Genomic DNA, 25,513 nt, shown 5'->3' with positions numbered 1-25,513 from the left:
ATCGATGACCGGTGAAGATGCTTCTCCGCAACGGCCGCTGGCGGATCTCATCGCCGAGGCGAAAGACGGTCGGCTGACGGTGAACTTCAACAGCGATATGCGGGTCAACGCCGAAGAGTTCGCTTATATCGACCGCGACTGTCAGGCGTTCAAGGACTCGATTCGATCTCTTCAGCAGATCGCGATGGATATCCACCGGCAACAGTACTGGGGCTTGGGAGAGGATCAAGCCGTCCTCACCTCTGCGCAGACCATCGTTCACCGATTCCGGGCCAAAGCTGCGATCGTCGATCCGAGTAAGGACACGTCCAACAACGCCCACGACATCCTCGAACAGCACTACCAGATCATCGATGCACTACAGGAACTGCACCGCACGATCGCGCAGCGGTACATGGCGACCGATCAGGTGTTCGCCGCTCGGTACAACGAGTTGATGGCCGATATGCCGCCGAGTTCGATCGGGAGTTCCGCGATCCAGGGGCCGATGCAATCGGGCGACGGGAAGTGGCGTTAGCGGCGTCCGTGTCGGTCGGTCGGAACATTTCTCCAAGACGATGGTCGCCGGGCCCGGCATGCTGAGCACCATGTTTGTGCAGAGAACAACGAAACCCTCGCGTGCGGGTGGGACCGCTCGCGGTGTCCGCGCACTGACGAGACTTGCCGGCCTCGCCGCGGCACTGGTGCTCACCGGTGGGCTGGTGGCCGCGGGTCCGGCGTCCGCCGACGATTCCGGGACGGTCTGGTTGTGCCGGCCCGGCCTCTCCGCTGATCCGTGCGGCGGCGGCACCGGCGCGCCGATCGACTGCTTCTACGTCTATCCCACGGTGTCGGCGCAGCCCTCGGCGAATGCGAATCTGGACATCGATCCCGAGCAGCGGGCCGCGGCCACGGATCAGGCGGCACCCTTCGGCGGCCGGTGCAATATCTGGGCCCCGATCTATCGGCAGAGCACCGCCGCCGGGTTGCTGAACTCGCCCGGCTCCCGGCGCGCGCCCGCGCTGGATGTCGCCTACGACAGTCTCGAAACCGCCTGGGACGACTACCTGGCCAACCACAATCACGGTCGCGGCGTGGTGCTGATCGGGCATTCGCAGGGTTCGATGATGTTGCGCGCGTTGATCCGCAATCGCATCGACGGCACGCCACAGCAGCGACTGCTGGTGTCGGCGATCATCCCCGGCGCCGATGTGCTTGTCGCGGAGGGTAAGACGACCGGTGGTGATTTCGCGTCGGTGCCCGCGTGCACCGACGGTCACCAGATCGGTTGTGTGCTGGCCTGGTCGACGTTCGCGGGGACTCCGCCGGCGGACGCGAAATTCGGGACGTCGCCTGCCGAGCCGGATGTCTACGGCACTCGCGGACATCTTCCGTACGGACCCGGATACGAGGTGCTGTGCACCGATCCTGCCGCTCCGGGCTCCACCGCCGAGACGCCGTTGCGCGCGATCGTCAACGGGCGCACCGTCTCCGGATACCACGGCCGGTGCACCACCGGCGCTTCGCATGTGCTGGTCATCGACGGCGCCGCGGAGGGAGTACCGGCGACCGCGCTGCCGGCCGTCCCCGCGCCGAGCTGGGGGTTGCACGCGTACGACCTGAACATCGCGCAGCAGGATCTGGTGGATCTCGTTGCCGTGCAGAGCGGGGTCTGGCTCGATCGGCATGCCGGGGATCACTGAGTGGGCAGTCGATAGCACAAGAGAATCACTGTTCACTTGCAACGGAGTATCGCGGTCGTGAGGATGTGAGAAGGTTTCGTGCGATCTCTGTCAAAGAGTCGCAATTTGTGCCACACTGGGTGATAGTTCAACGGCGATCTTTCTATCACCTCGGGCGGCGGCATCGAGGGGGAGGTGTCGGCAATGTCGGCGACGGACCGGGAACGGTCATCAACTTATGGGTTGCGGCCGATCGGCCCCGGATCGGCCACCTCGCGCGGGGACGCGGACCCGGTCACCCGTCGCGAGACCGATGCGGTGGACACGCTGTTCCTCGCCGACGAGATATCGGCATGGCTCGGGCCCGCCTACGGCGCCGCGAATGTGGTGATGCAACTGGCGAATGCCGCGGTCGCGTACGGCGTGATGGAAAGTCCGGTGGACAGCGGCAATCTGCACAAGCATCCGGTCAAGCGCGGCCGCACCACCATGACCTACATCGCGGTGGCCGTCGCGGGCAACGCGCAGGATCGCCGCATCTATCGGGAGGCGGTGAACGCGGCGCATGTCCGGGTGCGGTCGACGCCGCGTAGTCCCGTGCGGTACAACGCTTTCGACCCGACCTTGCAACTGTGGGTCGCGGCGTGCATGGCGGCGGTGTTCGCCGACACCCGCCGACTGCGCGGTGGGCGTACCCATCACGATCCCGAGCTGATCCACCGTGCCGCTTCGGTTTTCGCGACCACGCTGCAGGTGCCGCGGGAGCTGTGGCCCGCGGATTCGGTTGCCTTCGAACGGTATCGGGACGAGCAGTTCGAGCAGCTCGAATTCGACGATCGCATGCGGGAATTCCTGATCGGGATCGCGCGGCTGGATTTCCTGCCCGCGCCGGTGTCGCGCCTGCTCGGTGACTCGAATCTGTTCCTGGTCCTCGGTCACCTGCCGCCGGTCCTGCGCGAGAAGCTCGGATGTGCTTGGACCGCAACGGATCAGCGCCGTTTCGACCGCTGGCAGCGGGTCCTCGGCCGATTGGATCGGCTCACCCCGCCGGCCGTCGTGCGTATGGGTATGCGCGCGACGGTCTGGGATATGCGTCTGCGCTACATCATCGGCGCCACCGTCGTCTGATCACACCATCTACGGAGGACATCCAACCGTGACTCTCGCTCGGCACGAAAACCAGAACACGCTCGGCCCCGAACCGGAGATCGTCGTCGACGGCGAGCCCGTGGAGCTGATCTCGCCGGATTCGCTGACCGCCGAAATGGTCGGGCACTGGACCTATCTGGTGCTGGAGGCCGCGGCCTTCCTGATGCAGGGTATGCATCCGGTCATCGCCGACGTGACCGACCGCTACTCCATCGCCCGCACCGACCCGGGTGGCCGCGCCGTCCGGTCGGTGGATTCGGTGCTGCGCTGGACCTACGGCGGGCTGGAAGCGGTGGAGGAGGGCCGGCGGCTGCGCTCCCTGCATCAGCCGCTGACCATGCGCAACGCCGAGGGCAAGCACGTCAGCGCGCTGGATCCCGGTGCCTACCAATGGGTTATCGCCACCGCCTACATCACCACCGTCAACGCGGGCCCGCTGCTGATGGGCCGGGAGTTCACCGTCGCCGAGCAGGAGGAACTGCTGCGCGACAACCGCCGGATCGCCAGGATCGTGCGGGTGCCGATGAAGGGTTATCCGGAGACCCGCGAGGAGTTCGACCGCTACTTCGACCGGATGATCGAGACCACGCTCGTGGCCGGGCCCGCGACCCTGGCCAGCGTCGACCAATTGCGCCACGGGCGACCGGAACCCGAGTCGATGACGAAGTATTCGCCACTGCAGCGCGCGCTGCTCACCCGCGCGATGGCGCCGGGGCTGCGGATGGTCTACCTCGCCATGGTGGCCGCCATGGACCCGCGTATCCGGACGATGCTCGGCATCGAGTTCACCGCGCGGGAGCAGGCGCGCACGCGGCGGATCTTCGCCGCGATCCGGGTGGCCTACCGGGTGCTGCCCGACCGGCTCACCTACTTCCCGCTGGCGTATCACGCGCGCAAGCACCACGAGTGCATCCAGGCCATGCAGCGCCGGGAACTGAAGTCCGCCGCCTATCGGGTACGCCCGAAACAGCCGCTGCGCCCGGCTCGTACGGAATCGCACTAGCGGCTCGAGCCCCGATCCGGTGAGATCGCCCGGCCGGTGGCGCAACCGGTGATACAAAGGAGGCGAACCACCGATCACACGGAGCCCAGGTGCCGGATACCACGAGCGAGCTCGGCTCGATCTTCGACTGGCGCGACGCCTTGGATCCGACGGCGCGCAGGATCGTCACCGCCGCTCGAATCTGCTTCACCGAGAACGGTTTCGCCGACACCACGATGCAGCGCGTCGCCGACAACGCCGGTGTGGGTGTGGCCACGGTCTATCGCCGGTTCGGGCACAAACAGCAGTTGGTGCGGCTGGCGATCATGGACGAATCCTTGCGGGTCGCAACCCTTCTCGCGGAGGTCGCCGAGCACGCCACCAGTCCGCAGGACAGTATCGTGGAGGTGTTCGCGGCCTTCGTGCACGAGGCCTCGGCCCCGAAACTGCTGACCCGCAGCATCCGTGAGTCACCGGCCGCCGGTGAACTCACCGACTTCCTCACCGACGAGACCGCCATCGAGGTCTCGCGCACCCTGGTCGTGGGGCATCTGCACCGCTGGCGGGTCGCGGGCCGGCTCCCCGCCGAGCTGGACCTCGCCATCGTGGGGGAGATGATCGCGCGCCTGATCATGTCGCTCATCGAGACGCCGAAATCGGTGATCCCGCTGCAGGATCCGGATCTGGCGCGTGAGTTCGCGCGTACCTACCTGGTCCCGTTGCTGCAACTCGATCGCGTCGAACCCCGTTCGCCCTGAACGGTTTCCGCGCGTGGCGGATCAGATGTGCGTGCCCCGGCTCTGCTGGATGGCCTGACTGACCTGGGTCGACGAGACGTCCACCGGTCCGGTGTCGAAATGGTCCAGGACCAGCGACTGGGTGGCGGTGAGGTGCGCGCGGTAGTGCCGCTCCGCCGCCTCGGCGTCGCCCGCGGTGATCGCGGTGATGATGTGCCGATGGCAGTCCAGCGATTCCGCGGAATCGACCGGCGACGGGTATTCGCCACTGCGGGTGAGGATTTCGGCCCAGGTCTCCTCGTGCGCCGACCACAGCGCCACCAGCGTGCTGACCACGTAGCGGACCGTGACATTGGGATTGAAGGAGACCACCAGATCGTGGAAGGCGCGCGCCGCCAACGTGAACGACAGCCCCTCGCCCATCAGCTCCGCGCAGGTGTTCAGATTCGCCTCGAGCGCCGGGATGACGACCGTCCCGCGGTCCTCGCGCTGCGCGCAGGCGGCGGCGCAGGTGGGTTCGAGCATCTGCAGACCGACCGCGAGGTCGCCGAGGGTGACGTGCGCGGCCTGCAGACCCAGCCCGAGGTGATACGCGGCCGACGACGGATCCGGCCGATGTACCTCGGCCCCACCGACATTGCCCCGCCGGACGGTGATGAGCCCCTCGGTCTCCAGGATGCGCAACGCCTCCCGGACCGACGGATAGCTGACCCCGAACTCCTGCACCAGCTGATCCTGCGGCGGCAACCGCTCGGCGCTGTCGTCGGACAGGATGCGAGCACGTAACTCCGCGGCCACCACCTCGGCGATCCGCCGCTGCGTGATCCGGGTGTGCCGCGGCCCTGTCACCGGCCCACCCTTCCCGCGCACCGCGCTCGCCCGGCGGCCGCCCGGCCCGCTCTGAAGTCCATCTCCGGAAGGTACGCCGATCTTCGCAAGTATTGCAATCTTTGCGGCTCGGGTCGGTGTCCTCGCTGCCAGGCTAGGGCAACGTGGCCGGGATGTGCGGATACCTGCGGTGGGTGATGGTGTGCGGCCGATGCGCCGACCCGTGCCGGAGGTACGCCAACAGCTGCGTCAGATGATCGAAACCGTCCAAGCGGTCGGCTGCCCAGGCCGCGAGTTCGACGAAGGTATCCGTACTTTCCATCGCATACCGCCGCAGATATGTCTGCGGCAGTTTGTGGGCGTACCACAGACGCCGGCACGCCTCACGGGTACTCCGCAGCAGTACGGTCCCCAGCAACCCGTCACGATCCTCGACCGGACCCCACCACTTCTCGTATTCGCGCAGCACATCGCACTCGGCGGCGACCGGGTCGAATCCGCTCATCTCGAAGAAGAGGATGTGTGCGACGTCGTCCCACGGTGTCACATCGCGACCGGCCGATTCGAAGTCCACATCCCGCACCGACCCGCTGATCTCGGCCCGGCGATCGTCCGCGCTCGCCGTGCAGAGCCGAGCCGCCAACTCGTGCGTCGTCTCGTTCGTGACCCAGATACGATTTTTCAGGTGGGCATCCCGGAACGCCTCCGTCGAGCGGGCCTCCAGCCGGCTGCCCAGCCTTCGGATATCTTCGATCGCGCCTCCCAGCCGCGCGTCCGAATCGACGATATCGGTCAGCGCGTACAACGCTGAAATGCCTTGATCCGCATAGGGGTAGCAAGTTCTCGGCAGATCGGTCACACTCGAATTCGCGATCATCCGGAATTCCGCCAGGCTCGCCAGCGAGTCGTGCACGATCTCGCCGAGGATACGGCCGGCGGTCGCCCGAACCTCCGTGCGCTGCCCGAATTTGTTGAGTGCGCAGGCCAGTTCGAACAGCGAGACCCCCTGCACACCTTCCATGGTCACCGGCGCTCGATGCGACACCCCGGCGGCGAATGCCGATCCGTCGGCCGGACGAAGGCCCACCGGTCTGAAATGCCCGGCCTTCGGCCGAATCCGCTCCGCCGCGGCGACCCATGCCGATTCCGCGCGGTCGCCATCGGTGCTCGTGCACCATTTCCGGAAGGTCGGCGGCTCGATCTGCCGCACCGTGGCATTTCCCTTGTACAAGGTCGGCCACTGCGGTAAGGAATCGGGCTCTATTGCCGAGGACCAGGTGGTCCGATTGTCGGCGACCATGATCTGCCACCACGCGGCCGGCGTCTCCGGTCCGGACCCCGGGAATGTCGGGCAAACGGTACGGAACCGGCCGGATTCGACCGGGAATGCGGTCAGCAGCGACGCTTCGGTCCCGGCCAGGACGAAATCCGGAACGGCCGTGTGCCGGTGCAATCCGACCACGCAACGCCCGCCGTGACGGGCGGATGTGTCGCGCAGTTCGCGCAGCTGCGCGAGAATCCGGCGGCGGGCCGCCCACGCATTCCAGGGCTCACCGCCGCCGGCATCGATCCGCTGCAGGAACGGAAGCGCATCCGGATCCGGGCAGAGAACGCAGACAGCCGGAATGCGAGTGTCGGTCGCACATGCCGTCACCAGATACGAGGCGAACGGGATCAACTCGCCCGCGCACACGATACGTACGGTGTCACCCGATCGGGACGCCGCCCACCGGATTTCGTCGGCCCGCTGCCGGAGGCTGCGATCATCGAACAGGTTCAGTCGGATGCGCGGTCGCTGTTGTGTTTCTTCGACACGCTGCTCGGTAGGTTGCAATGGAGGCCACCCCCGGTCTCGATGCGCCACAACCGCCGTGCCGTCGATTCGAAAGCGGGAATCGGTCGGCCGGGCAATCCCCACGATGGGGTGGGCGGATTTATTCTATCCAGCCACCCGACGACCGGCGCGGATTTCGAGCGGGCTTGACGCCGGACCTCCGCTCGATGACATTTCATTCATCGGCGACGCAGTTCCGCGAGCGTACGGAGAAATCGGTCGGTATCGTCGAGACTTTCGAGGGTACAGTCAGCGCCTGCCGCCGACAGTGTGTCGGCAGAGCTGGACCCCGTCGCCACCGCGATGACCTTCGCCCCGCCGATCCGGCCCGCCTCGACATCTCTCGGGGTATCACCCACCAGAATCGTCGAACTACGGTCGTATGCGATTCCGTACTTGTGTACGGCGCGTTCTCGTGCCAGGCCGACGAGTTCCCAGCGTGGCCGCTCGTCGTCGCCGTATGCCCCCACGCCGAGATCCAGCCATTCTTCCAGTCCGAAGGCTCCGAGTTTGGTCGCCGCATTGCGACGGATATTCCCGGTCAACACGGATTGAACGATCGCCGGCGCATCGGCCGTGGCCTGGAGCGCGGACCTGGCTCCGGGGAGTGCTCGGCCGCGCTGCGCGAGTTCCGACTTCTCCCGTTCCAGGGTTGTCACCAGGACCTCTTCCAGGCGGGATCGCTCGCCCAGAGCGCGCCGATCGAGCGAATTCTGGTCCGCGAGCTCGCGCATGATGTCGAATTCGGCGCGGCCGTCGGTGACTGCGGCAACGGCCGATGTGCGTCCGGTCAAGGTTGTGAACGCTTTCAGATACACCTCCTTACTGACCCCGGAGGTCGTCAGGAGCGTCTTGTCGATATCCCACAGCAGAAGCGTCTCGGGGAAATCGGAGAGCGTGACCGAATACGGCTTCAGGGATTTTTTCACGAAAGAACTCCTGACGGCTCGTCAAATCGTCGGATCCGGAAACTGCTGGATGTCCTTCCACAACAGATCACCGTGCTCGAAGAAGAAGTCCAGCCACTGCTTGTCCGATTCGGCATAGAGCGCAATGGCCGGCCGGTCACCGGGATCCGTCATGTACGGATAGAAGTAGACGAGTGCGGATCGCGCACTGGCGCGCCTGACGAATACGCCCGCCATCGTCGGTATGCAGCCGTAGCACCGGACCTCCAGGTGCTGGTTCTCCTTGGCCGACAGCTGCTGCCGGACGGCTCGAACCGTCGATACGAACACATCGAAGTCGGCGACCAGGCGTTCGGCGGTGTGTGTGGTCGCCGCGGCTGTCACCTGTGCGAGGCTCGGCTCGCGGAGATCCAGTACCGCGATCCGAACCCGGCAGCCCGATTTGACGAGATTTGCCAGCCGTCCCGGTCCCTCGGTCAAGGAACCCGCCTTCGTCAGGCCGATGACCAGGACCTCGGACGCATTTCGGACGAAGTTGTCGAACGGTTCGGACTCCTGCCATCGGCGCAGAACCGCGGGATTCTGGATGTGTCCCCGGACCTGTTCGATCTCTCGCCGAATATCCAGCAGTACCAGCAAGCGGTCGGAGACGTAGGTCAGCGCCAATACGGCCAGCAGGCCGAGTGCCGCGCTCAGTTGATCCTTGACGCTCAGCGATCCGATGACCGAGAGGACGGTCATGGCGCCACCGGCCGCTACCGTGCAGAGTGCCAGGGAGAGAACAATTATCGACGAGATCCGACGTACCACATTCTACCTTGTTATTCAATGAAATGAGCCACTGCATAGCGACCGGAGAACCGCCAATCTGGAGTGGTTCGTTCCAGTTCGGACACGACCCGTTCCGGCAAACCGGCGCATATATCCGATTTCATGGTTCGCAGGATCAGTAGGCTGGTTCCCAGTCGCGGCAACAATTCTTCCAGCGGGTGATCGGCGGGTGTCACCCGGTCGGCCAGCAACCGCCGATAGTTGAGGTCTCCTTTGATGACGGTGATGTGCTGGCCGTTGATATCGGCCGCCAGGTCATCGGGAATCATCTCGTAATGCAGCGGGGACTGGAAGAACCAGTGTGTGACCACCCGCAGCCTGCCGACACGTATCTCGTCCCGGAGCACGGACAATGCCGGATCCACGCTGATCATCGCCGACAGGGTCATCTCGAAATCATTGGCGGTCGCATCGGAGATGAAGAAAGGTCGTTGCTTCAGGTATATCGTGACCCGGACGTGCGGCGCGCTCCCGAGAAGATGCGCCGCCAGGATCACGTCGGCCAGCAGTTCCGATCCTGCATTGTCGGCGATGATTCCCACCGTATCCGCGAGGGCCAGTGACCGGCCTGCTCGATCCAGATCGTCGACCAGCAACAGTCCGGAGGCGGCTTCGTATCCATGGTCGGAGCGGAATTGTGCGTGCGCCGCATCGCTGAGATTTCCCCACAGCGACGACAACAGGCAATCTCGCAGCGAGAGCGTGTGCGTATTCTCGATTCTCGCATTGTGCAGCGCGGTGAGGAGATCGCGTGTCTTGCCGGGGAGGAAGGGGTCCCGTTCGTAGTTGTGGGACGAATAGTCGAAATATCCGAAGGCGTCCAGCAGCAGATGATAGAACAGCGATTCGCCCACATAACTGGGCAGCTCGAACCAGGAGCGGCCGATCAATTTCGATGCTTCCCGCCACGCGGATTCCGGAACCATGGCATCGGGAAACGAGGGTTTCGGTATCGGATCGTTCGACAGGAAGCTGTCCCGCAGAGCCGCCAGGCTCTCGCCCACCGGGCCGTCCTGGTGCAACGACACCAGAATCTGGTCGACGACCTGTGGGAACACTCTTTTCATCATCTTGTTGGCGAAAACGTGTTCCGGTGCCGTGGACAATGTCTCGAACCCGGCGAGCACGGCGGCCCGACCGTCGACGGATCGGGATCCCACGGAGCTACTCAATCGTCGTCCTCCCCTGAAATTCGCCGGTTCGATGCCGGCATTGCCGAAGCGTTGCACGAGGCTCGATGGTACAGCCGATACTGCCTTCCGGTGTGCGGTCGAACGTCCATTTTGTTAACGCCGCTCACCGAGTGGAGTGAGCCGAGTCATGTTCCAAGCGTGGGGCTTTCGGTCGGCATGCGCAAGCCCGAGTTCGGTACCTGCCGGTTGGTTGATCGTGCTCGTCGGGACGCTCCGAAGACTTTTCGCGGTACCGGCGGTGGATTCGGATCGAGGACATTCCGAACGGTCCGATTCGGGTCCGCGCGTACCACTCCGAATATGGCCACGGCAGCGAAATCGGAAGATCGCCCGGACTTTCCCGGTCGAGTCGCGGTACTTCCGCCGTCGACGCGGTCCGCATATTTTCCGGGGTAAGCAAGGTTGACGCGGCGGGGATCCGCGCGCGCGTTTTCCGCGAGCCGGAGCGGTCGGAATCGAGCGGCGCCTACATGGCTTTCCAGGTCGCGTCGGCGGGGTCGCCGACGCAGACCATCTTCTGGCCCTGGGGGCCGAGTGCGACGTCGGAGTTGGGGCCGGGGCAGGCTTCGCCGGGCTGGACGATGCGCTTGCTCTCGGCGCCGGCGTCCTGCCAGCGGTTGTGGCCGTCGGAAGACGGTTCGCAGGCCAGGCCGTGGCCGGACTTGTAGGGCTGATAGCCGTCCTTCGCCGGGTCGCAGTCGTCGCCGGCGGCCGGCGCGGCGGACGACGGCGCGGGTGCGAGGCTCAGGGCCAGTACGGCGAGGGCCGGAAGTACGGTGGCGATCAGGCGCGAGCGGCTCATGCCGGCCTCCGATCGGTCGAAATCCTGGACTTTCGCTACGGGTGCGAATCGTGTCGGGGCGACCTCTGGATCGTGATCAGGGTACCGGTGAGCGGCCGGGGCTTCGAGGGGTCGCGGCTCGATCGTCATCGGGTCGTGCCACGGCCTCGCGCGGACCGTGCACGGGTGGGGCAGCGGTTCTAGCATTGCGGGATGGCCCATCCTTCGATCGCCGGTCGGCTGGTGTCGGTCAATGTGGGGATGCCCGCGGACGTGCAGTGGCGCGGGCAGCGGGTGCACACGGGGATCTGGAAGTCGCCGGTGCCGGGCCCGGTCATGGTGCGGCGGCTCAACATCGACGGCGACGGGCAGGGTGATCTCGCCGGGCACGGCGGGGAGATGCGGGCGGTCATGGTCTACCAGCTGGCGTCCTATCGGCACTGGGCGGCGGAGCTGGGGCGTGATGATCTCGTACACGGCAATTTCGGGGAGAATCTGACGGTCGACGGGCTCGCCGATGCCGAGGTCTGTATCGGCGATCGGTTCCGGATCGGGGACGCGGTCTTCGAGGTGACCCAGCCGCGCGTGACCTGTTACCGGGTCGGGATCCGGATGAACGAGCCGCGGATGGCGGCGCTGCTGGTCGCGCACGGCCGGCCCGGCTTCTATTTCCGGGTGATCGAGGAGGGCGAGATCGCGGCCGGGCAGGAGATCGTCAAGGTCGCCGACGGGCCGGAGTCGATGCCGGTCACCGTGGTCGACCGGCTGCTCTACACCGGTGACCGTCCCGCGGACCAGCTGGCCCGCGCGCTGCGGATCGAGGCGCTGAGCCCGGGGTGGAAGGAGTCCTTCCGCGCGCTGCTCGGGGGGTCGGCGGGTACCGGCAATGTGGGCCTCACCGCCGCGGCGGCCGCGCCACCGCCGGCCTGGGCCGGTTTCCGGCCGTTGGCGGTCGCCGGGATCCGGCGGGAGAGCGCCGACGTGATCTCCATCCGGCTGGCGGATCCGGCCGGTCACCCGCTGCCCGCGGCCCTGCCGGGCCAGTACCTGACGGTGCGCGTCCCACCGGAGCACCCCGGCGAGCCAGCGCTGATCCGCGACTACTCACTGTCCGGCGCTCCCGGCGCGCCGGAGTACCGGATCGGCGTGAAGGCCGAACCGCACGGCGGGGCCAGTAACCGGTTGCATCGCTCGTTGCGGGCCGGGGATCGGCTGGAAGCGGCCGCGCCGCGCGGCACCTTCCTGCTCGCCGACGACACCGCGCCGGTACTGCTGATCTCCGCCGGGATCGGGGTGACGCCGATGCTGGCGATGTTGCGCTCACTCGCGGACCGGAACTCCACCCGGGAGATCTGGTGGCTGCACGGCGCGCGCAACGGCGCCGAGCAGCCCTTCGCGGACGAGGCGCGCGAACAACTGAAACGCTTGCCCGGCAGCCACTTCCGCATCTGCTACAGCCGTCCGGCCGCGGGCGACCGCCCCGGTGCCGACTACACCGACACCGGGCACATCGATGCGGCGCTGCTGGACCGGCTCGGGTTGCCGCGGGATGCCTACGCGTATCTGTGCGGCCCGAATCCGTTCATGGCGAGCGTCATCGACGCGCTCGCGGCGCTGGGCCTGGACCGCCGCCGGATCCGCACCGAGATCTTCGGCGCCGAACCCGGCAGCACTCCCGGTATCGCCGCGACGCCGGCCCGGCCGCCGCATCAGCCGCCGGGTGCGCCGGCCGACGGCTTCGCGGTGACCTTCGCCCGCAGCGGCCTCACCACCGGTTACGACACCGGCCGCTACGCGAGCATCCTCGAACTCGCGGAGGCCTGCGATGTGCCCGTGCGCTGGTCCTGCCGGACCGGCGTCTGCCACACCTGCGAAACCCCTTTGGGCAGTGGACATGTCGCCTACGACCCGGATCCGCTCGATCCGCCCGCGAACGGCGACGTGCTGCTGTGCTGTTCGGTTCCGGCGGAGGACATCGTCCTCGACCTCTGAGGCCGCGGGTCGACGACTCCGCCGGTCCCCGAACGGATTCGACGGTTCACAGCAGTGCGTGGAAGACGAGGCACGGTTCCTCGTATCGGGCTTCCGTCACGGCGTAGAGCTTCTCGATCGCGTCGGCGCGGGCCGGGAACTCCGCGATCATGAGGGCGATCTCTTCCCCGAGCGGGGTCACGCCGGCCGCGGCCAGCATGGCCGGGACGACGACGGCGGGATCGGCGGACATGGCAATTCCTTTCACAGTGGGGGCAATCGACGGTGCCAGGTCGTGCGTTGCTGGTACGCGTACCCGGCGGCGAGGACGGTGGCCTCCTCGAAGGGCCTGCCGATGATCTGCAGTCCGAGGGGCAGGCCGTCGGAGGTGAAACCCATCGGCACCGACATCGCCGGATTTCCCAGGGCATTCCAGTACGGCGTGTGCAGGGCGTCGACGATGCTGTCCAGCGTCAGCTTCTCCACTTCCGGTGCGCCACAGGCACTCGTGGGCGTGACGATGAGGTCCACGGTGGCGAAGATCTCCGCGATCCGGCGCTGGCCCACCCGCCGCACGCGCTGCGCCTGCACGTAGTCACCGGAATTCACCAGCGCGCCCGCGACCACGGCCTGCCGGGTGCCGGCGCCGTAATCGAGCCAGCGGCTGCGCAGATCGGGTCGATGGTAGGCATACGCCTCGGCGGTCATCCCGACCATCGTGGTGGTGGTGAGTTCGTCGTACAGCGGCAGCCGCACGTCGACCACCTCGGCCCCGGCCGCGACCAGTTCGGCGATCGCCGCGCGCAGGGCCGGTTCGAGTTCCGGCACGGTCATCGGCGAATCGTCCAGCAGCGGATCGAATCCGATCCGCACACCGGCCAGCGATCCGGTCAGGCCGCCGGTGTAATCGTCGACCGGCCGGTCGACCGAGGTCGCGTCCCGGCCGTCGTGCCCGGCGAGCACCGCGAGCATGACCGCGCAGTCCTCGGCGCTGCGCGCCATCGGGCCGATGTGGTCGTAGCTGTAACCCAGTGGGACACAACCGGCCTTGGGCACGCGGCCGAAGGTCTGCTTCAAACCCGTTATCCCGCAACTGGTTGCCGGATAACGGATGCTGCCGCCGGTATCGGTGCCCAGTCCGCCGAGGAACAGGCCCGCGGCCACCCCGTTGCCGGTGCCCGAACTGGAGCCGCCCGGATAGTGCCGAGTGTTCCAGGGATTGCGCGGAATCGGGAACGGCTTGTCCGGATCGGGTGTGCCGATGGCGTATTCCATGGTGGTGGTCTTGCCGGTGATCACCGCGCCGGCGGCGCGCAGCCGGGCCACTACGGGTGCGTCGGTGTTCGCGCCCCAGGACCGGTCGAGCACCAGGCTCTGGGCCGTGGTCTCGCCCTCCTCGGTGGTGATGATGTCCTTGATACCCAAGGGAATTCCGTGCAGCGGGCCGTGATCGACGCCGGCCGCCAGTTCGGCGTCCGCCTTGGCCGCGGCGGCGAGCGCGGTCTCGTCGAAGCGCCGCAGGTAGACCCCGAGGGCCTCGTCGTGCGCGTCGGCGGCGGCGAAGGCGGTCTCGGTGAGCGCCACCGACGTGGTCTCGCCCGCCCGTAGTGCGGCGGCGGCTTCGGTGATGGTGAGATACATCGAAGTACTCCTCAGACCGCCCCGGAGAGGGCGGGACGGCGTAGATGGTGGGTGGTGGCGGCCTGATAGGCGCCGCCGAGGGCGAACAGCGTGGCCTCGTCCCGGGGATGGCCGACGAATTGCAGGCTCGTCGGCAGGCCGCCGACCTCACCGGACGGCACGACCAGCGCGGGACTTCCGGTGAGGTTGAACGGCACCGAAACCCGGCAGGCCGCGTCCAGCCACGGCACCTCCCGATCGCCGAGATCCGAGGTCATCTCCGGGGCGATGAACGGCGGCAACGCGGTCATCCCGGGGGTGACCAGCGCCGCGCAGCCGGCCATGGCCTGCGCCAGTTCCCGCTGGAACACCGGACGCAGCCGCAGTGCCCGCAGATAGTCCGCGGCGCTGACGAACGGCGCCGCGCCGAGCAGCGAAGCGCCCATCTCGTCGCGGTCCTCGATACCGGTCACATGCCCTTCGTGCAGTGACAGCATCTCCGCGTAGATGATCCACCAGCCGGCCACCGCCGCGAGGTCGAAGGTCGGCAGTTCGACATCCACGATCTCGACGCCGAGCCCGGCCAGTTCCCGCAGGGACGCTTCGTAACTCGCGGCGATGTCCGGATGCATGTCGGCCTCGAGGAAGCCACGGTCGCGCGCGACCCGCAGCCCGGCGACATCGCCGCCCACGGCGGCGGCGAACGGGGACTCCGGAGCGGGCAGCGTGGTCGGGTCGAGCGGATCCGGCCCGGCGATCACATCGAGCATGAGCGCCGCGTCGGCCACGCTGCGGGTCATCGGCCCGGCGTGATCCATGGTCCAGGACAACCCCATGACACCGTGCCGGGGCACCCGGCCGTAGGTGGCCTTGATACCGGTGATGCCGCAGAAGGCGCTCGGGATGCGGATCGAGCCGCCGGTGTCGGTGCCGATGGCCAGCGGCACCTGGCCCAGCGCGACCGCGGCGCCGGAACCCGACGACGATCCACCGGTGGTGCGGCGGTGGTCCCAGGGGTTGCGGGTCGGCCCGAAGGTCTTGTTCACCGCACCGCCGCAAGCGAATTCGAAGGTCGCGAGTTTGGCCACCAACACCCCTCCGGCGGTGGACAATCGGGACGCGAGCACCGCGTCGGCCTGCGGCACCCAGTCCCGGTAGAGCGCGGAGCCGCCGGTGGTGCGGATTCCCTCGGTGGCCACGATGTCCTTGAGGCCGAAGGGAATTCCCTCCAGCGGACGCGCGGTACCGGCCCGCCAGCGGGCGTCGGAGTCGGCGGCCTGCGCGCGGGATCGGTCGGCCAGCAGGGTGATCACCGCGTTCACGGCCGAATCGGTGGCCTCGATGCGGGCCAGGCAGGCGTCCACGGCCTCGCTGGGTGTCGCGGTGCCCGCGGCGTACGCGTCGAGCAGTTCGGTGGCGGTCAGGTCGGCGAGATCGCTCACGATCGGCCCTCTTTCGCGATCCAGGCGAGCGCGGTGGCGGGCTCGCTGACGGTTTCGACGAACGGCAGTGCGATCCCGCGCAGCCGTTCCAGTTCCGGGCGGTACCGCGCATGGGTGGCATAGGCCTGCGCGAGCCGCTCCGGGGTGAGCGAAATATCGGAATTCGTTGCCAGGACGGCGAATTCCTCGGGTGGGGGTAGGGGCATGATCTTCTCCTTCAACAGGAACGGACGCGGCGGGCGGGGCAGCGTCTCGCGAACGGTGAGAGTCAGCAGCAGGCCGCCGGACAGCAGTACGGCGGTAGCCACGAGGGCGGTGCGCACCCCGCCGGCGGCGATACCGGCGGCGGCGAACAGGCCGCCGGCCAGCATCCCGATGTCACAGGCGATCCGGTAGGCCGCGAGCGCACCCTCCGAGCTCTCGGCGAGATCCATCGTCATCGCGGCCGGGACCACCCAGGTGGCGCCGACGGTGACCCCGGCCGCCAGTGCGCCGACGACGAAACCCACCGGGCTGTGCACGAATACGGCGAGGACGGCGACCACGACCGTCCCCCACGCCAGGCTCGCCGCCAGCGGCCACTGCCGGCCGAACCGGTCACTGAGCCCGCCGCCGACGTGCATCGTGCCGATATCGGTGAGCGCCAGCGCGAACAGGCCGAGACCCAGTGTGATCCAGTTCATTCCGAGCCGGGCGCCGAGCAGCGGTACCAGGGTCAGCGCCAGCCCGGACCGCACGGCCTGGCCGAGACCGGTCAGCGCCAGGGCCGACCACATGCGCCGGCCCCGGACGCCGAGTCCGGCGGGCAGACCGAGCCGGGGCGGGACGGGGGAGACCCAGCGCGGGGTGAGATACCAGGCGGCCACCGCGCCGACCAGATTGATCACCCCGCACACCGCGAACAGCCGCCGTAGCCCGTCCGGTCCCGGCGCCGTGGCGGCGATCAGGCCGCCGCCGAGCGGGCCGGTGGCGATGCCCAGGAACCAGAACGCGTTGAACGTCCCGATCGCGCGGCCCCGGGTCTGCGCACCGGCCAGCCGGATCGCCAGCGCCACCCCGCCGCCGAGGAACAACGCCGAGCCGAAACCCTGGAGTACCCGCGCTATTCCGACGATCTCCCAGCTGGTCGTCGCCGCCGACAGCAGGCAGCCGGCGCCGAAGACGAGCAGCGACACGGTCAGCGCGGTGCGGGACGGCACCCGCGGCACGAAGCGCGTGCCGACGAAATCGACCAGCAGCAGCGACAGTCCCATCGACGAGACCACCGCGGCCGCCCATTCCGGTGAGCCACCGAGCCCCACCACCAGCAGTGCGGTGAACGGCGCGGTCAGCCCGAATCCGACCCCGGCGATGAGGACGACCAGGTGGAACCGGCGGCGGTCCCCCGGTTCCACCCGATCCGGAACCGGGTCCCCGGTGTGCCGCGCGGCCGCGGCGCCGATCATCGTGACCCGGCCGGTTCCGTGACCGCTCCGCCCGGCATGACCCCCACCGCCGCCTCGATGACCGCGCCGGCGCGGAAGGTCAGCGCGTCCTGCCACAGCGGCGCGATGATCTGGATCGAGGTGGGCATCGAGGTGTCCGGGTCGGTACCGCTGGGCACCGCCAGCGCCGGATGTCCGGACAGGTTCAGCACGCAGGTGTTGGCCACCATCGTGGTACCGCGGGCCAGCAGTTCCGGATCGCTGGCCGGCCGGTCCAGCAGGACCGGCGCCACCTGCGGCGTGGTCGGGGTGACCAGCAGATCGCAGTCGCCGAACACCGCGTCGATCTGCGCGATCAACGCGCGGCGCAGATTCGCGGCCTTGGCGAAGTAGGTGGAGAAGTACTTGTCGTGCAGGTACCGTCCGCCCAGCAGCCACACCTTGAAGAACGGCGGGAACGAGTCGGCCTCCAGCCGGCGGACCATCCCGAAGGCGTGCGTCCGCTCGACGTCGACCTCACCCAGATGGCTGTAACCGGCGCCGTCGGCCTGCGTGTTCAGCCAGGCCAGGTGCAGCAGCAGCGTGGTCTCCACCGCCCAGGCGTCCGACCACAGCGGCACCGATACCGGGACCACCGTGGCGCCTGCTGCTTCCAATGTCGCACAACAGGTTTCGAAGGCGGCGAGGACGCCGGGCTCGCACAGCGCGGGATCCGCGCTCTGGGTGACCACGCCGATCCGCAGGCCCGCCACGCCGCCGCCGAGGGCCTCCGCGGCGGCCGTCGGCTCGGGCATCGCCCGCACCCATTGCGGATCGCGATCGGAGTGCCCGCTCATCACGTCGAGCATCCGCGCGGTGAGTTCGACCGTGGCGGCCATCGGGCACACCGCGTCGACGGTGTGGTCCATATAGGTCAGCCCGTGCGAGGGGACCAGTCCCTGACTGGGTTTGATACTCACGATTCCGTTGAAGGAGGCCGGAATTCGGGCCGAACCACCCTCGTCGACGCCGATCGCGAGATCGACGGCGCCGGATCGCACCGCCGAACCCGAACCACCCGAGGAACCACCGGCGGACCGGGCCGGGTCCACGGCATTGCGCGCGGGCCCGTACCAGCTGGATTCGCCGGTGCCGGAGGTGGAGAAGTCGTCGAGGTTGGTCTTGCCCACGACATCCGCCCCGGCGGCCAGCAGCCGGGACACCACGACCGCGTCGGTGGTCGGCGTATAGCTCAGTGTCCGAGAGGAATTCGTGATCGGCACGCCGGCGACGGCGAGGTTGTCCTTCACGCCGACGGTGAGCCCGTGCAACGGGCCGTCCGCGGCGCCCGCGACGTGACAGCGCCGGATGAAGGCGTGGAACGGATCCTCCGCATCGCTGACCGGGCCGCCCGGATCGCGGTCGGTGAAGCGCAGCGGCGGCAGCGGCGCGTGCAGTTCGTCGAGCCGGTCCACATTGGTGAGGATCTGATCGAGGATCTCGGCGTAGTGCTCGGCCTCCGCCGGAGTGAGCGAGAGATGTTCGGCCGCACCGAGTTCGGTGACCTCCGCCGGGGTGGGGCGGCGCACGAAGCCACGGATGCGTCCACGGGGGATCGCCATGACGGTCTTCCTTTCGTGAGGGACTTGTCGAGCGGGGTCAGCCGACCGAGATCTGGGTCAGATCGGCGAACCACGATTGGGGCTGCACGAAGCCGTGCACGGTGCCGGCGAGTACGCGCGGATTGCGGTCGTCGACGACGACCAGCCAGGGTGAATCCTTGGTGAGCAGTTGCCCGGCCTGCGAATACAGGTCGGAGCGTGCGCTGTCGTCGAGTACCGTCCGCGCCTTGGCGAACAGCGCGTCCACCTGCGGATTCGAGTACTTGCCGGCGTTGATGGCCGAATCGGTGCCGAACCAGCTGCGCCAGAAGCCTTCCTGCTGATAGCTCAGCGAGATGTTCAGCGCGTCGGCGTTGTCCGGGATCTTGCCGGCGAAGTAGTCGTTGAGCATCGCGGCCCATTCGATGGGCTTCAGCTCCACCTTCACCCCCACCGCGGCCAGATCGGTCTGCAGCGCGGTGTTCATCGGGGTGGGCACCATGTTGCCCGAACCGCTGGTCGGATACGACAGCGTCATCGAGAATCCGCTGGGGAAACCGGCTTCGGCGAGCAGCTGTTTGGCCTTCGCAGGGTCGTAACCGTAGGCGTCGTCGGTGGGCCGGTAGGCGGCGTTGGCGTGCGGCACGAAGCCGAGCGCGGGTTCCGCGGTGCCCTTGAGGATGTTGTCCACCAGGGCCTGCCGGTTGATCGCCCAGTTCAGGGCCTCGCGCACCTTCGGATTGTCGAACGGCGCCTTGGTCATGTTGTAGACCCACGGCCAGATGTGGTCGTAGGAGTTCGTGAGTACCTGGAAGCCTTGGGTTTTCAGGTTCGGCACGTCGTCCGGCGGCGGGACCTCGATCCAGTTGACCTCACCGGAACGCAACGCGGCGACCCGCGCGGTGGGATCTGGGATCGGCCGCAGGATCACCTTCGAGACCTTCGGTGCGCCGGCCCAGTACTTGTCGTTGGCCACCATCACCAGGCGCTGGCCGCGGGTCAGCGAATCGAACCGGAACGGCCCGGTGCCGACCGGCTTCTCGGCGAAACCCTTGTTGCCCTCGGCCTTCACCGCGGTCGGGCTGGCGAAGTAGACGGTCGCCAGATCGCTGGGTAGATAGGCCCACGGACCGTTGGTGTCGATCTGCAGGGTCAGATCGTCCACCTTGTGGAAGCTCTTGATACCCGCGATGGACAGCCCGCCCTGCGCGTTCAGTTCCTGGTAGAAGTCCGGACTGGTCTTGTCGGCGTACCGATCGAGATTGAACACCGCGGCGTCGGCGTTCCACGGCGTGCCGTCGTGGAAGGTCACGCCGGGCCGCAACTTGAACGTCCAGCTCGTGAGATCGGCGTTGGGAGTCCACGATTCGGCGAGATCGGGAATGATCTTCGGAATCTGGTCGCCCTTGGTCAGATCGAATTTCGTCAGGCCGTCGTAGAGCTGGTTGCCGACGAAGCGCAGGCCCTCGTACCCCTGCCCCTGCGCGAGGCCGGTGTCCAGCACCGGAATGTCGGAGGCGGTCATGCCGATGATCAGGGTGTTCCCGCCGGCGCCACCCCCGCCGGTGGCGCTGCCGCCGCAGGCGGACAACAGGAGTGCGAGCGCGGCGACGGGGGCGCCGAGCAACAGGGATCGCCTTCGGCGACGGGCGGAGCGGTGGGACGAGAACACGGGACTTTTCCTCTCGGGAACAGCGGGATCCGGTGGGGTCGACCGGATTTCGGGCGTAGGGGATCGTCCGAGGACCGGGTGCGGTCATCGGCTGGACAGATGGATGGACGGGTGGCGGATCAGCCCGGGACGGTCACCGGGCTGACGTGGATACAGGCGGCCCGGTGGTCCGGCGCCGCCTCGGTCAGGGGCGGCCAGGCGTCGGCGCAGACGGTCTCGGCGACCGGGCAGCGGGTCCGGAATCCGCAGCCGGAGGGCGGATTCGCGGGATTGGGCAGATCTCCGGAGAGCACGATGCGCTCGTGTCCCCGGCCCGGGGTGGCGGACAACAGGGCCTGGGTGTAGGGATGCTGCGGATTGGACCAGAGTTCCTGCGCCGGTGCGATTTCCACGACCCGGCCGAGGTACATCACCGCGACGCGGTCCGAGATGTGTTCCACCACAGCCAGATCGTGCGAGATGAACAGGAAGGCGACGCCGGTCTCGGCCTGCAGATCGGCGAGCAGATTCAGCACCTGGGCCTGCACACTCTTGTCGAGGGCCGACACCGCCTCGTCGCAGACCACCAGATCCGGCGAGGTGGCCAGCGCTCGCGCGATCGCCACCCGCTGCAACTGGCCGCCGGACAACTCGTGTGGGAAGCGCTCGGCGTGCGCGGCGGTGAGCCCCACCCGTTCGAGCAGTTCCAGCACCCGCGGCCGGCGCGCGGCGCGGTCGACTCCGTGTGCGCGCAAATTGAATTCGATCGACTGCGCCACCCGCAGCCGCGGATTCAGCGAGGTCTGCGGATTCTGCGGCACCACCTGCAATCGGGCCCGCAGCGCGCGCATCCGGGCCTGGCCGAGGCCGGCGAGCGGTTCGCCGTCGAAGGTCACCGACCCGCTGTCCGGAGTGAGCAGGCCGAGCAGCATCTTGCCGGTGGTGGACTTGCCGCAGCCGGATTCGCCCACCACGCCGACGGTTTCGCCGCGATGCACGGTGAGCGACACGTCGGAGACCGCGCGCACCCCGTTGCCGAAGGTCTTGGTGAGGCCCTCGGCCCGCAACAGTTCGGCGGTCATCGCGCCATCACCGCCTCGGCGTTGACCACGGGACATGCGGCCACCCGGTCCTCGGCGACGGCCAGCAACGGCGGATCCTCCTCGGTGCACGACGGCCGCGCCTGCGGGCAGCGCGGCGCGAAGGCACAACCCGGCGGGAAGGCGCCGACCGAGGGCGGCGCGCCCACGATCGAGCGCAGCGATCCGCGGGCCACCCCCGGCGTCGGCAGCGAATCGAGCAGGCCCGCGGTGTAGGGATGCCGCGGCGCCGACAGCACCTGCGCGGCGGGGCCCTGTTCGACCAGCCGGCCCGCGTACATGACGCCGACCCGATCGCCGAATTCCGCTGCCACGCCGACGTCGTGGGTGACCATCAGCACGGCCATGCCGAGCCGCTGCTGCAATTCCGCGATCAGTTCCAGGATCTGGGCCTGCACGGTCACGTCGAGCGCGGTGGTCGGTTCGTCGGCGATCAGCACCTGCGGATCGCAGCTCACCGCGATCGCGATGACCGCGCGCTGCCGCATACCGCCGGACAGTTCGTGCGGGAAGCTGTTGGCCACCCGCTTCGGATCGGGTATGCCGACCAGTGCCAGCAGTTCCTCGGCGCGGCGGCGCGCGGCGCCCCGCACCCGCTCCACCCCGTGTGCGGCGAGCACCTCGGCGAGCTGGGATCCGATGCGCCGCAACGGATCCAGCGCGCCGGTCGGATCCTGCGGCACCAGCGCGATCTGCGCGCCGCGCACCGCCTGCAGTTGCGGTTCGGCCAGTTCCAGCAGTTCGCGGCCGAGCAGCCGGACGCTGCCACCGATTTCGGCGACGGAGCCGTAGAGCCGCATGATCGACCGTGCCGTCACGGATTTCCCGCTGCCGCTCTCGCCGAGCAGCATCATGGTCTCGCCGCGGCGGACGGTGAACGATACGCCGCGCACCACCTCGGTGCGGCGGTTGCGGGAGACGAAAGTGGTTGTCAGATCGCTGATTTCCAGCGGTGGTGGCGCCATGCTCATGCTGTGTCCTCGGGGCATGCTCGGGGGGCCTGCGTGGTGACGCTCCGCTGCCGCCTCCGGCCCCTGACCGCTCATGCCCGGACCTCCCCGCGGACGTCGAGCAGATCGCGCAGGCCGTCACCGAGGACGTTGAACGCGACCGAGGTGATCAGGATGGCCAGCGCCGGCATCGCGGCCAGCAGTGGCGCCGAATAGATGTACTGGGTGTGCTCGCTGACCATCAGCCCCCATTCGGCGGTCGGCGGCGAGATCCCCAGCCCGAGGAAGCTCAGTCCGGCCGCGTACACGATGGACAGTCCGATCAGCGCCGTGCAGTAGACCACCACGGGCGGAGCGACATTCGGCAGCACCTGCCACAGCGCGATCGCGGATCGGCGGGCCCCGCTGGCCCGCGCGGCCTCCATGTAGTCCAGGTCCACCAGCTTGCGGGTCTCGGTCTCGGCGACCCGAGCCACCGGCGGCACCAGGATCACCGCGAGCGCGATCACGGCGTTGGACAGGCCCGATCCCAGCGCGGCGGCGATCGCCACGGCCAGCAGTACCGCCGGGAAGGCGTAGAACACGTCCAGCGTCCGCATGATCAGCCGCTGCCCCCACTTACCCGACAATCCGGCGACCACCCCCAGCGTGGTACCCACGATCGCCGCGAAGGCGACCGGGATCAATCCGGCGAGCAGGGACAGTCGCGTGCCGTTCACCAAGCGCGCCAGCACATCTCGGCCCTGCCCGTCGGTACCCAGCAGATGTCCGGGCGATCCGGTGGGCAGCAGCCGGTGCGCGGTGTCGCCGGCGATCGGATCGCCGACCCACAGCGGCCCGATCAGGGCGGTGAGCACGATCAGCAGGATCACGACGGCGGCGATGTCGGCGCTCACCGGCATGCGGCGCCGGCGCGCCCGGGGGCGTGCGGGGGCTTCCGGCAAGGCGACAGCCTCGGCCAATACGGTCATCGAACACTCCTGAGGCAGTTCGGTCGGTGGGGGAGAAGGCCGGCGACGCTGCCGTACGGAGGTGGACGGGGCGGACTAGGTGCGGATACGCGGGTCGACGAGGCCGTGCAGCGCGTCCACCACCACGTTGACGAGTACGAAGGCGAAGGCGGACACCAGCACTCCGGCCTGGATCACCGGCAGATCCCGCTGGGTGATCGACTGGTAGACCAGCAATCCGATTCCGGGCCAGGCGAATACGGCCTCGACGAAGACCACGCCGCCGAGCAGGTAGCCGATCTGCAATCCGGCCACCGTCAGCAGCGACGGCACGGTGTTGTGGAAGGCGTGCAGCATCACCCGATTCCGGGACAGGCCGCGGGCCCGCAGCGCCTCGACGAAGTCCATGCTCATCACGTCGAGCACCGACGAGCGGAACATGCGCGCGATGATCCCGGCCGGTACCAGCGCCGCGGTGATCGCGGGCAGCACCAGATGGTCGAACAGATCGCCGAAACCGCCGTTGCCGTTGGGATTGTGCATACCGCTGACCGGGAACAGTCCCGCTTGGGAGGCCAGGTAGATGATCAGCAGCAGTCCGATCGAGTACTGCGGCACCGAGATCGAGAACAGCGCCAGCGCATTGCCGATCCGGGCCGCGATTCCGTTGCGGCGCAACCCGGTCAGCGCTCCGACGGCCAGCCCCAGCACGATCGCGAGGACACCGGCGGCGAAGGTGAGTATCAGGGTGTTCTTCAATGCGTCGATCACGATCGGCGCGACCGCGGTGTGCCGGGTCATGCTGGTGCCGAAATCGCCGGTGAGACTGTGCCAGAACCAGGACAGGTACTGCACCGGCACCGGATCGTCGAGTCCGAGCCGCGCGTGCAGTGCGGCACGGGCCTCGGGACTGCCGGTGGGACCGAGCATCGAGGCCACCGGATCGCCGGGAATGATCTTGATGGTGATGAAGATGACGAGGGAGACGCCGATGAGGATCGGGATCGTCATCAGCAGTCGTCGTCCGAGATATCCGAGCATCACGCCTCCAGGTGTGACGGGTGCGGGCGACGCTGCCGGCTGTGACGGGGGAGTTGGGCGAGTAGTGCGATGCGGTCGCCGCGCACGCGGGCGAACGCGTATTCCAGGGGGCGTCCCGATCGGTCGCGGACCAGCCGCTCGAACAGCATCAGCGGGGCGCCGGGCAGGACGTCGAGCAGACCGGCCACCTCGTCGTCGGCGAGGATCGCCTCGACCGCCTGATCGGTGACCCCGAGTTCGAAGCCCGCGGTCTCGTAGATCTGGTACCACTCGGCCACCGACTTGCCGCGCTCGACCACCCGGATCAACGGCAGCGGCACGTAGGCGGTGCACACGTAGTACGGCTCGTCACCGAAGACGGCGAGATATTCGACGACGCCGCATTCGGATCCGCGCGGCAGGCCGAGCCGATCCGCGACCCGCGGCGCCGCGATCTCCCGGGTATTGGTGAGGATCCGATGCGATACCTGCTCGAGCCGGGGTTCGGGACCGTGCAGATGGCTGAACGAGTGCCGTACCTTCGACGCGACCGAGAAGGTGCCCGTTCCTTGGACGCGTTTGATCAATCCCTCTTCCCGCAACAGACTCAGCGCGTCGCGGATCACCTGACGGCTCGCGCAGAACGACAGCATGAGTTCCGCCTCGCCCGGCAGCGCACCCGCGGGAAACTCCTCGTGAACGATGGCCGCCCGGAGCAGATCCCGGACCCGCCGGGCAGAGTTCAGGCGGCGTCTCGTGCGGGGATCCATCCTGACCTGCTTCATGACAAGTAAGGGTGCGCTGGCGAATAACCGATCGAAAGCCCGTACCGGTAACGCCGTAGTTAAGCCGGAAGTGCGGGCCCGGCAGGGCCTCTGGACTGCGTGAATCCCCGACCGAA

General features: G+C 68.0%; 23 protein-coding genes. 6 read left to right on the top strand and 17 right to left on the bottom strand.

The window, feature by feature from the left end; genetic code table 11:
- The first annotated feature begins 4 nt into the window (after positions 1–4).
- From G361_RS0129750 to G361_RS0129730, 5 genes are all read left to right on the top strand, one after another.
- Positions 5–517, top strand: a complete 513-nt coding sequence (locus tag G361_RS0129750; protein ID WP_019930787.1) for a hypothetical protein — start codon at positions 5–7, stop codon at positions 515–517.
- Between the two features lie 70 nt (positions 518–587).
- On the top strand, positions 588–1,682 hold the full coding sequence (locus tag G361_RS0129745; RefSeq protein WP_155981845.1) for a DUF3089 domain-containing protein: 1,095 nt from the start codon (positions 588–590) through the stop codon (positions 1,680–1,682).
- A 183-nt stretch (positions 1,683–1,865) separates the two neighbouring features.
- Positions 1,866–2,789 (top strand): oxygenase MpaB family protein, encoded by a 924-nt coding sequence (locus G361_RS0129740; RefSeq protein ID WP_081635639.1) that lies wholly within the window; start codon positions 1,866–1,868, stop codon positions 2,787–2,789.
- 28 nt (positions 2,790–2,817) lie between these two features.
- Positions 2,818–3,813 carry an oxygenase MpaB family protein gene (locus tag G361_RS0129735; protein WP_019930784.1) on the top strand — a complete coding sequence of 332 codons (996 nt, stop codon included), beginning with the start codon at positions 2,818–2,820 and terminating at the stop codon, positions 3,811–3,813.
- Between the two features lie 89 nt (positions 3,814–3,902).
- Entirely contained in the window at positions 3,903–4,550 is a 648-nt protein-coding gene (locus tag G361_RS0129730; protein ID WP_019930783.1) for a TetR/AcrR family transcriptional regulator, read from the top strand.
- A gap of 21 nt (positions 4,551–4,571) precedes the next feature.
- Here G361_RS0129730 and G361_RS0129725 read toward each other — a convergent pair whose 3' ends face one another.
- The 6 genes from G361_RS0129725 to G361_RS0129700 form a co-directional block, all read right to left on the bottom strand.
- On the bottom strand, positions 4,572–5,378 hold the full coding sequence (locus G361_RS0129725; protein WP_019930782.1) for a FadR/GntR family transcriptional regulator: 807 nt from the start codon (positions 5,376–5,378) through the stop codon (positions 4,572–4,574).
- 133 nt (positions 5,379–5,511) lie between these two features.
- Positions 5,512–7,050, bottom strand: a complete 1,539-nt coding sequence (locus G361_RS0129720; RefSeq protein WP_155981844.1) for a hypothetical protein — start codon at positions 7,048–7,050, stop codon at positions 5,512–5,514.
- 320 nt (positions 7,051–7,370) lie between these two features.
- On the bottom strand, positions 7,371–8,120 hold the full coding sequence (locus tag G361_RS0129715; protein ID WP_019930780.1) for a haloacid dehalogenase-like hydrolase: 750 nt from the start codon (positions 8,118–8,120) through the stop codon (positions 7,371–7,373).
- A 21-nt stretch (positions 8,121–8,141) separates the two neighbouring features.
- A complete protein-coding gene (locus G361_RS0129710) occupies positions 8,142–8,840 on the bottom strand; it encodes a hypothetical protein (protein ID WP_019930779.1) in 699 nt (232 codons plus the stop codon).
- Between the two features lie 80 nt (positions 8,841–8,920).
- Positions 8,921–10,159 (bottom strand): ARMT1-like domain-containing protein, encoded by a 1,239-nt coding sequence (locus G361_RS0129705; protein ID WP_155981843.1) that lies wholly within the window; start codon positions 10,157–10,159, stop codon positions 8,921–8,923.
- Between the two features lie 430 nt (positions 10,160–10,589).
- Positions 10,590–10,925, bottom strand: coding sequence for a hypothetical protein (locus G361_RS0129700; RefSeq protein WP_019930777.1), 336 nt, complete (start codon positions 10,923–10,925; stop codon positions 10,590–10,592).
- A gap of 192 nt (positions 10,926–11,117) precedes the next feature.
- Between G361_RS0129700 and G361_RS0129695 the strand changes: the two genes are divergently transcribed.
- Positions 11,118–12,896, top strand: a complete 1,779-nt coding sequence (locus G361_RS0129695) for an MOSC and FAD-binding oxidoreductase domain-containing protein (protein WP_019930776.1) — start codon at positions 11,118–11,120, stop codon at positions 12,894–12,896.
- Between the two features lie 46 nt (positions 12,897–12,942).
- On the opposite strand, the gene G361_RS0129690 is transcribed toward G361_RS0129695, so the two are convergent.
- From G361_RS0129690 to G361_RS0129640, 11 genes are all read right to left on the bottom strand, one after another.
- The gene (locus G361_RS0129690; RefSeq protein ID WP_019930775.1) at positions 12,943–13,128 is read right to left on the bottom strand and encodes a hypothetical protein; all 186 of its coding nucleotides are present in this window, start codon (positions 13,126–13,128) and stop codon (positions 12,943–12,945) included.
- An 11-nt stretch (positions 13,129–13,139) separates the two neighbouring features.
- Positions 13,140–14,516, bottom strand: a complete 1,377-nt coding sequence (locus G361_RS0129685; protein ID WP_019930774.1) for an amidase — start codon at positions 14,514–14,516, stop codon at positions 13,140–13,142.
- 11 nt (positions 14,517–14,527) lie between these two features.
- A complete protein-coding gene (locus G361_RS0129680) occupies positions 14,528–15,937 on the bottom strand; it encodes an amidase (RefSeq protein WP_019930773.1) in 1,410 nt (469 codons plus the stop codon).
- Complete coding sequence (locus G361_RS0129675; RefSeq protein WP_019930772.1) at positions 15,934–17,382, bottom strand: MFS transporter; 1,449 nt, start codon at positions 17,380–17,382, stop codon at positions 15,934–15,936. The genes G361_RS0129680 and G361_RS0129675 overlap by 4 nt, the downstream gene beginning before the upstream one ends.
- Positions 17,379–18,962, bottom strand: coding sequence for an amidase family protein (locus G361_RS0129670; protein ID WP_019930771.1), 1,584 nt, complete (start codon positions 18,960–18,962; stop codon positions 17,379–17,381). Before G361_RS0129670 ends, G361_RS0129675 begins: the two co-directional genes overlap by 4 nt.
- Positions 18,963–18,999: 37 nt before the next feature.
- Complete coding sequence (locus G361_RS0129665; protein ID WP_036495594.1) at positions 19,000–20,613, bottom strand: ABC transporter substrate-binding protein; 1,614 nt, start codon at positions 20,611–20,613, stop codon at positions 19,000–19,002.
- Between the two features lie 119 nt (positions 20,614–20,732).
- On the bottom strand, positions 20,733–21,674 hold the full coding sequence (locus G361_RS0129660) for an ABC transporter ATP-binding protein (RefSeq protein ID WP_019930769.1): 942 nt from the start codon (positions 21,672–21,674) through the stop codon (positions 20,733–20,735).
- Positions 21,671–22,663 (bottom strand): ABC transporter ATP-binding protein, encoded by a 993-nt coding sequence (locus tag G361_RS45370; protein ID WP_036495592.1) that lies wholly within the window; start codon positions 22,661–22,663, stop codon positions 21,671–21,673. Before G361_RS45370 ends, G361_RS0129660 begins: the two co-directional genes overlap by 4 nt.
- A gap of 71 nt (positions 22,664–22,734) precedes the next feature.
- Positions 22,735–23,613, bottom strand: a complete 879-nt coding sequence (locus G361_RS0129650; RefSeq protein WP_019930767.1) for an ABC transporter permease — start codon at positions 23,611–23,613, stop codon at positions 22,735–22,737.
- Between the two features lie 75 nt (positions 23,614–23,688).
- Positions 23,689–24,633: an ABC transporter permease gene (locus tag G361_RS0129645; protein WP_019930766.1), complete on the bottom strand. Its 945-nt coding sequence runs from the start codon at positions 24,631–24,633 to the stop codon at positions 23,689–23,691.
- On the bottom strand, positions 24,633–25,397 hold the full coding sequence (locus G361_RS0129640; RefSeq protein ID WP_019930765.1) for a GntR family transcriptional regulator: 765 nt from the start codon (positions 25,395–25,397) through the stop codon (positions 24,633–24,635). Before G361_RS0129640 ends, G361_RS0129645 begins: the two co-directional genes overlap by 1 nt.
- Between the last annotated feature and the right edge of the window lie 116 nt (positions 25,398–25,513).

The sequence above is a fragment of the Nocardia sp. BMG111209 genome (assembly GCF_000381925.1).
In the GTDB taxonomy this organism is placed as follows: domain Bacteria; phylum Actinomycetota; class Actinomycetes; order Mycobacteriales; family Mycobacteriaceae; genus Nocardia.
Note: the sequence above shows the minus strand (reverse complement) of the source record. Positions and strands in the feature narration are given on the sequence as shown.

What these genes read in the sequence shown, in the direction of transcription:
- G361_RS0129670 (WP_019930771.1), bottom strand. Translation starts at nt 18,962, where the DNA reads ATGGCGATCCCCCGTGGACGCATCCGTGGCTTCGTGCGCCGCCCCACC.
- G361_RS0129750 (WP_019930787.1), top strand. Translation starts at nt 5, where the DNA reads ATGACCGGTGAAGATGCTTCTCCGCAACGGCCGCTGGCGGATCTCATC.
- G361_RS0129700 (WP_019930777.1), bottom strand. Translation starts at nt 10,925, where the DNA reads ATGAGCCGCTCGCGCCTGATCGCCACCGTACTTCCGGCCCTCGCCGTA.
- G361_RS0129710 (WP_019930779.1), bottom strand. Translation starts at nt 8,840, where the DNA reads ATGACCGTCCTCTCGGTCATCGGATCGCTGAGCGTCAAGGATCAACTG.
- G361_RS0129745 (WP_155981845.1), top strand. Translation starts at nt 588, where the DNA reads ATGTTTGTGCAGAGAACAACGAAACCCTCGCGTGCGGGTGGGACCGCT.
- G361_RS0129685 (WP_019930774.1), bottom strand. Translation starts at nt 14,516, where the DNA reads ATGTATCTCACCATCACCGAAGCCGCCGCCGCACTACGGGCGGGCGAG.
- G361_RS0129640 (WP_019930765.1), bottom strand. Translation starts at nt 25,397, where the DNA reads ATGAAGCAGGTCAGGATGGATCCCCGCACGAGACGCCGCCTGAACTCT.
- G361_RS0129695 (WP_019930776.1), top strand. Translation starts at nt 11,118, where the DNA reads ATGGCCCATCCTTCGATCGCCGGTCGGCTGGTGTCGGTCAATGTGGGG.
- G361_RS0129690 (WP_019930775.1), bottom strand. Translation starts at nt 13,128, where the DNA reads ATGTCCGCCGATCCCGCCGTCGTCGTCCCGGCCATGCTGGCCGCGGCC.
- G361_RS0129660 (WP_019930769.1), bottom strand. Translation starts at nt 21,674, where the DNA reads ATGACCGCCGAACTGTTGCGGGCCGAGGGCCTCACCAAGACCTTCGGC.
- G361_RS0129675 (WP_019930772.1), bottom strand. Translation starts at nt 17,382, where the DNA reads ATGATCGGCGCCGCGGCCGCGCGGCACACCGGGGACCCGGTTCCGGAT.
- G361_RS0129645 (WP_019930766.1), bottom strand. Translation starts at nt 24,633, where the DNA reads ATGCTCGGATATCTCGGACGACGACTGCTGATGACGATCCCGATCCTC.
- G361_RS45370 (WP_036495592.1), bottom strand. Translation starts at nt 22,663, where the DNA reads ATGAGCATGGCGCCACCACCGCTGGAAATCAGCGATCTGACAACCACT.
- G361_RS0129740 (WP_081635639.1), top strand. Translation starts at nt 1,866, where the DNA reads ATGTCGGCGACGGACCGGGAACGGTCATCAACTTATGGGTTGCGGCCG.
- G361_RS0129650 (WP_019930767.1), bottom strand. Translation starts at nt 23,613, where the DNA reads ATGACCGTATTGGCCGAGGCTGTCGCCTTGCCGGAAGCCCCCGCACGC.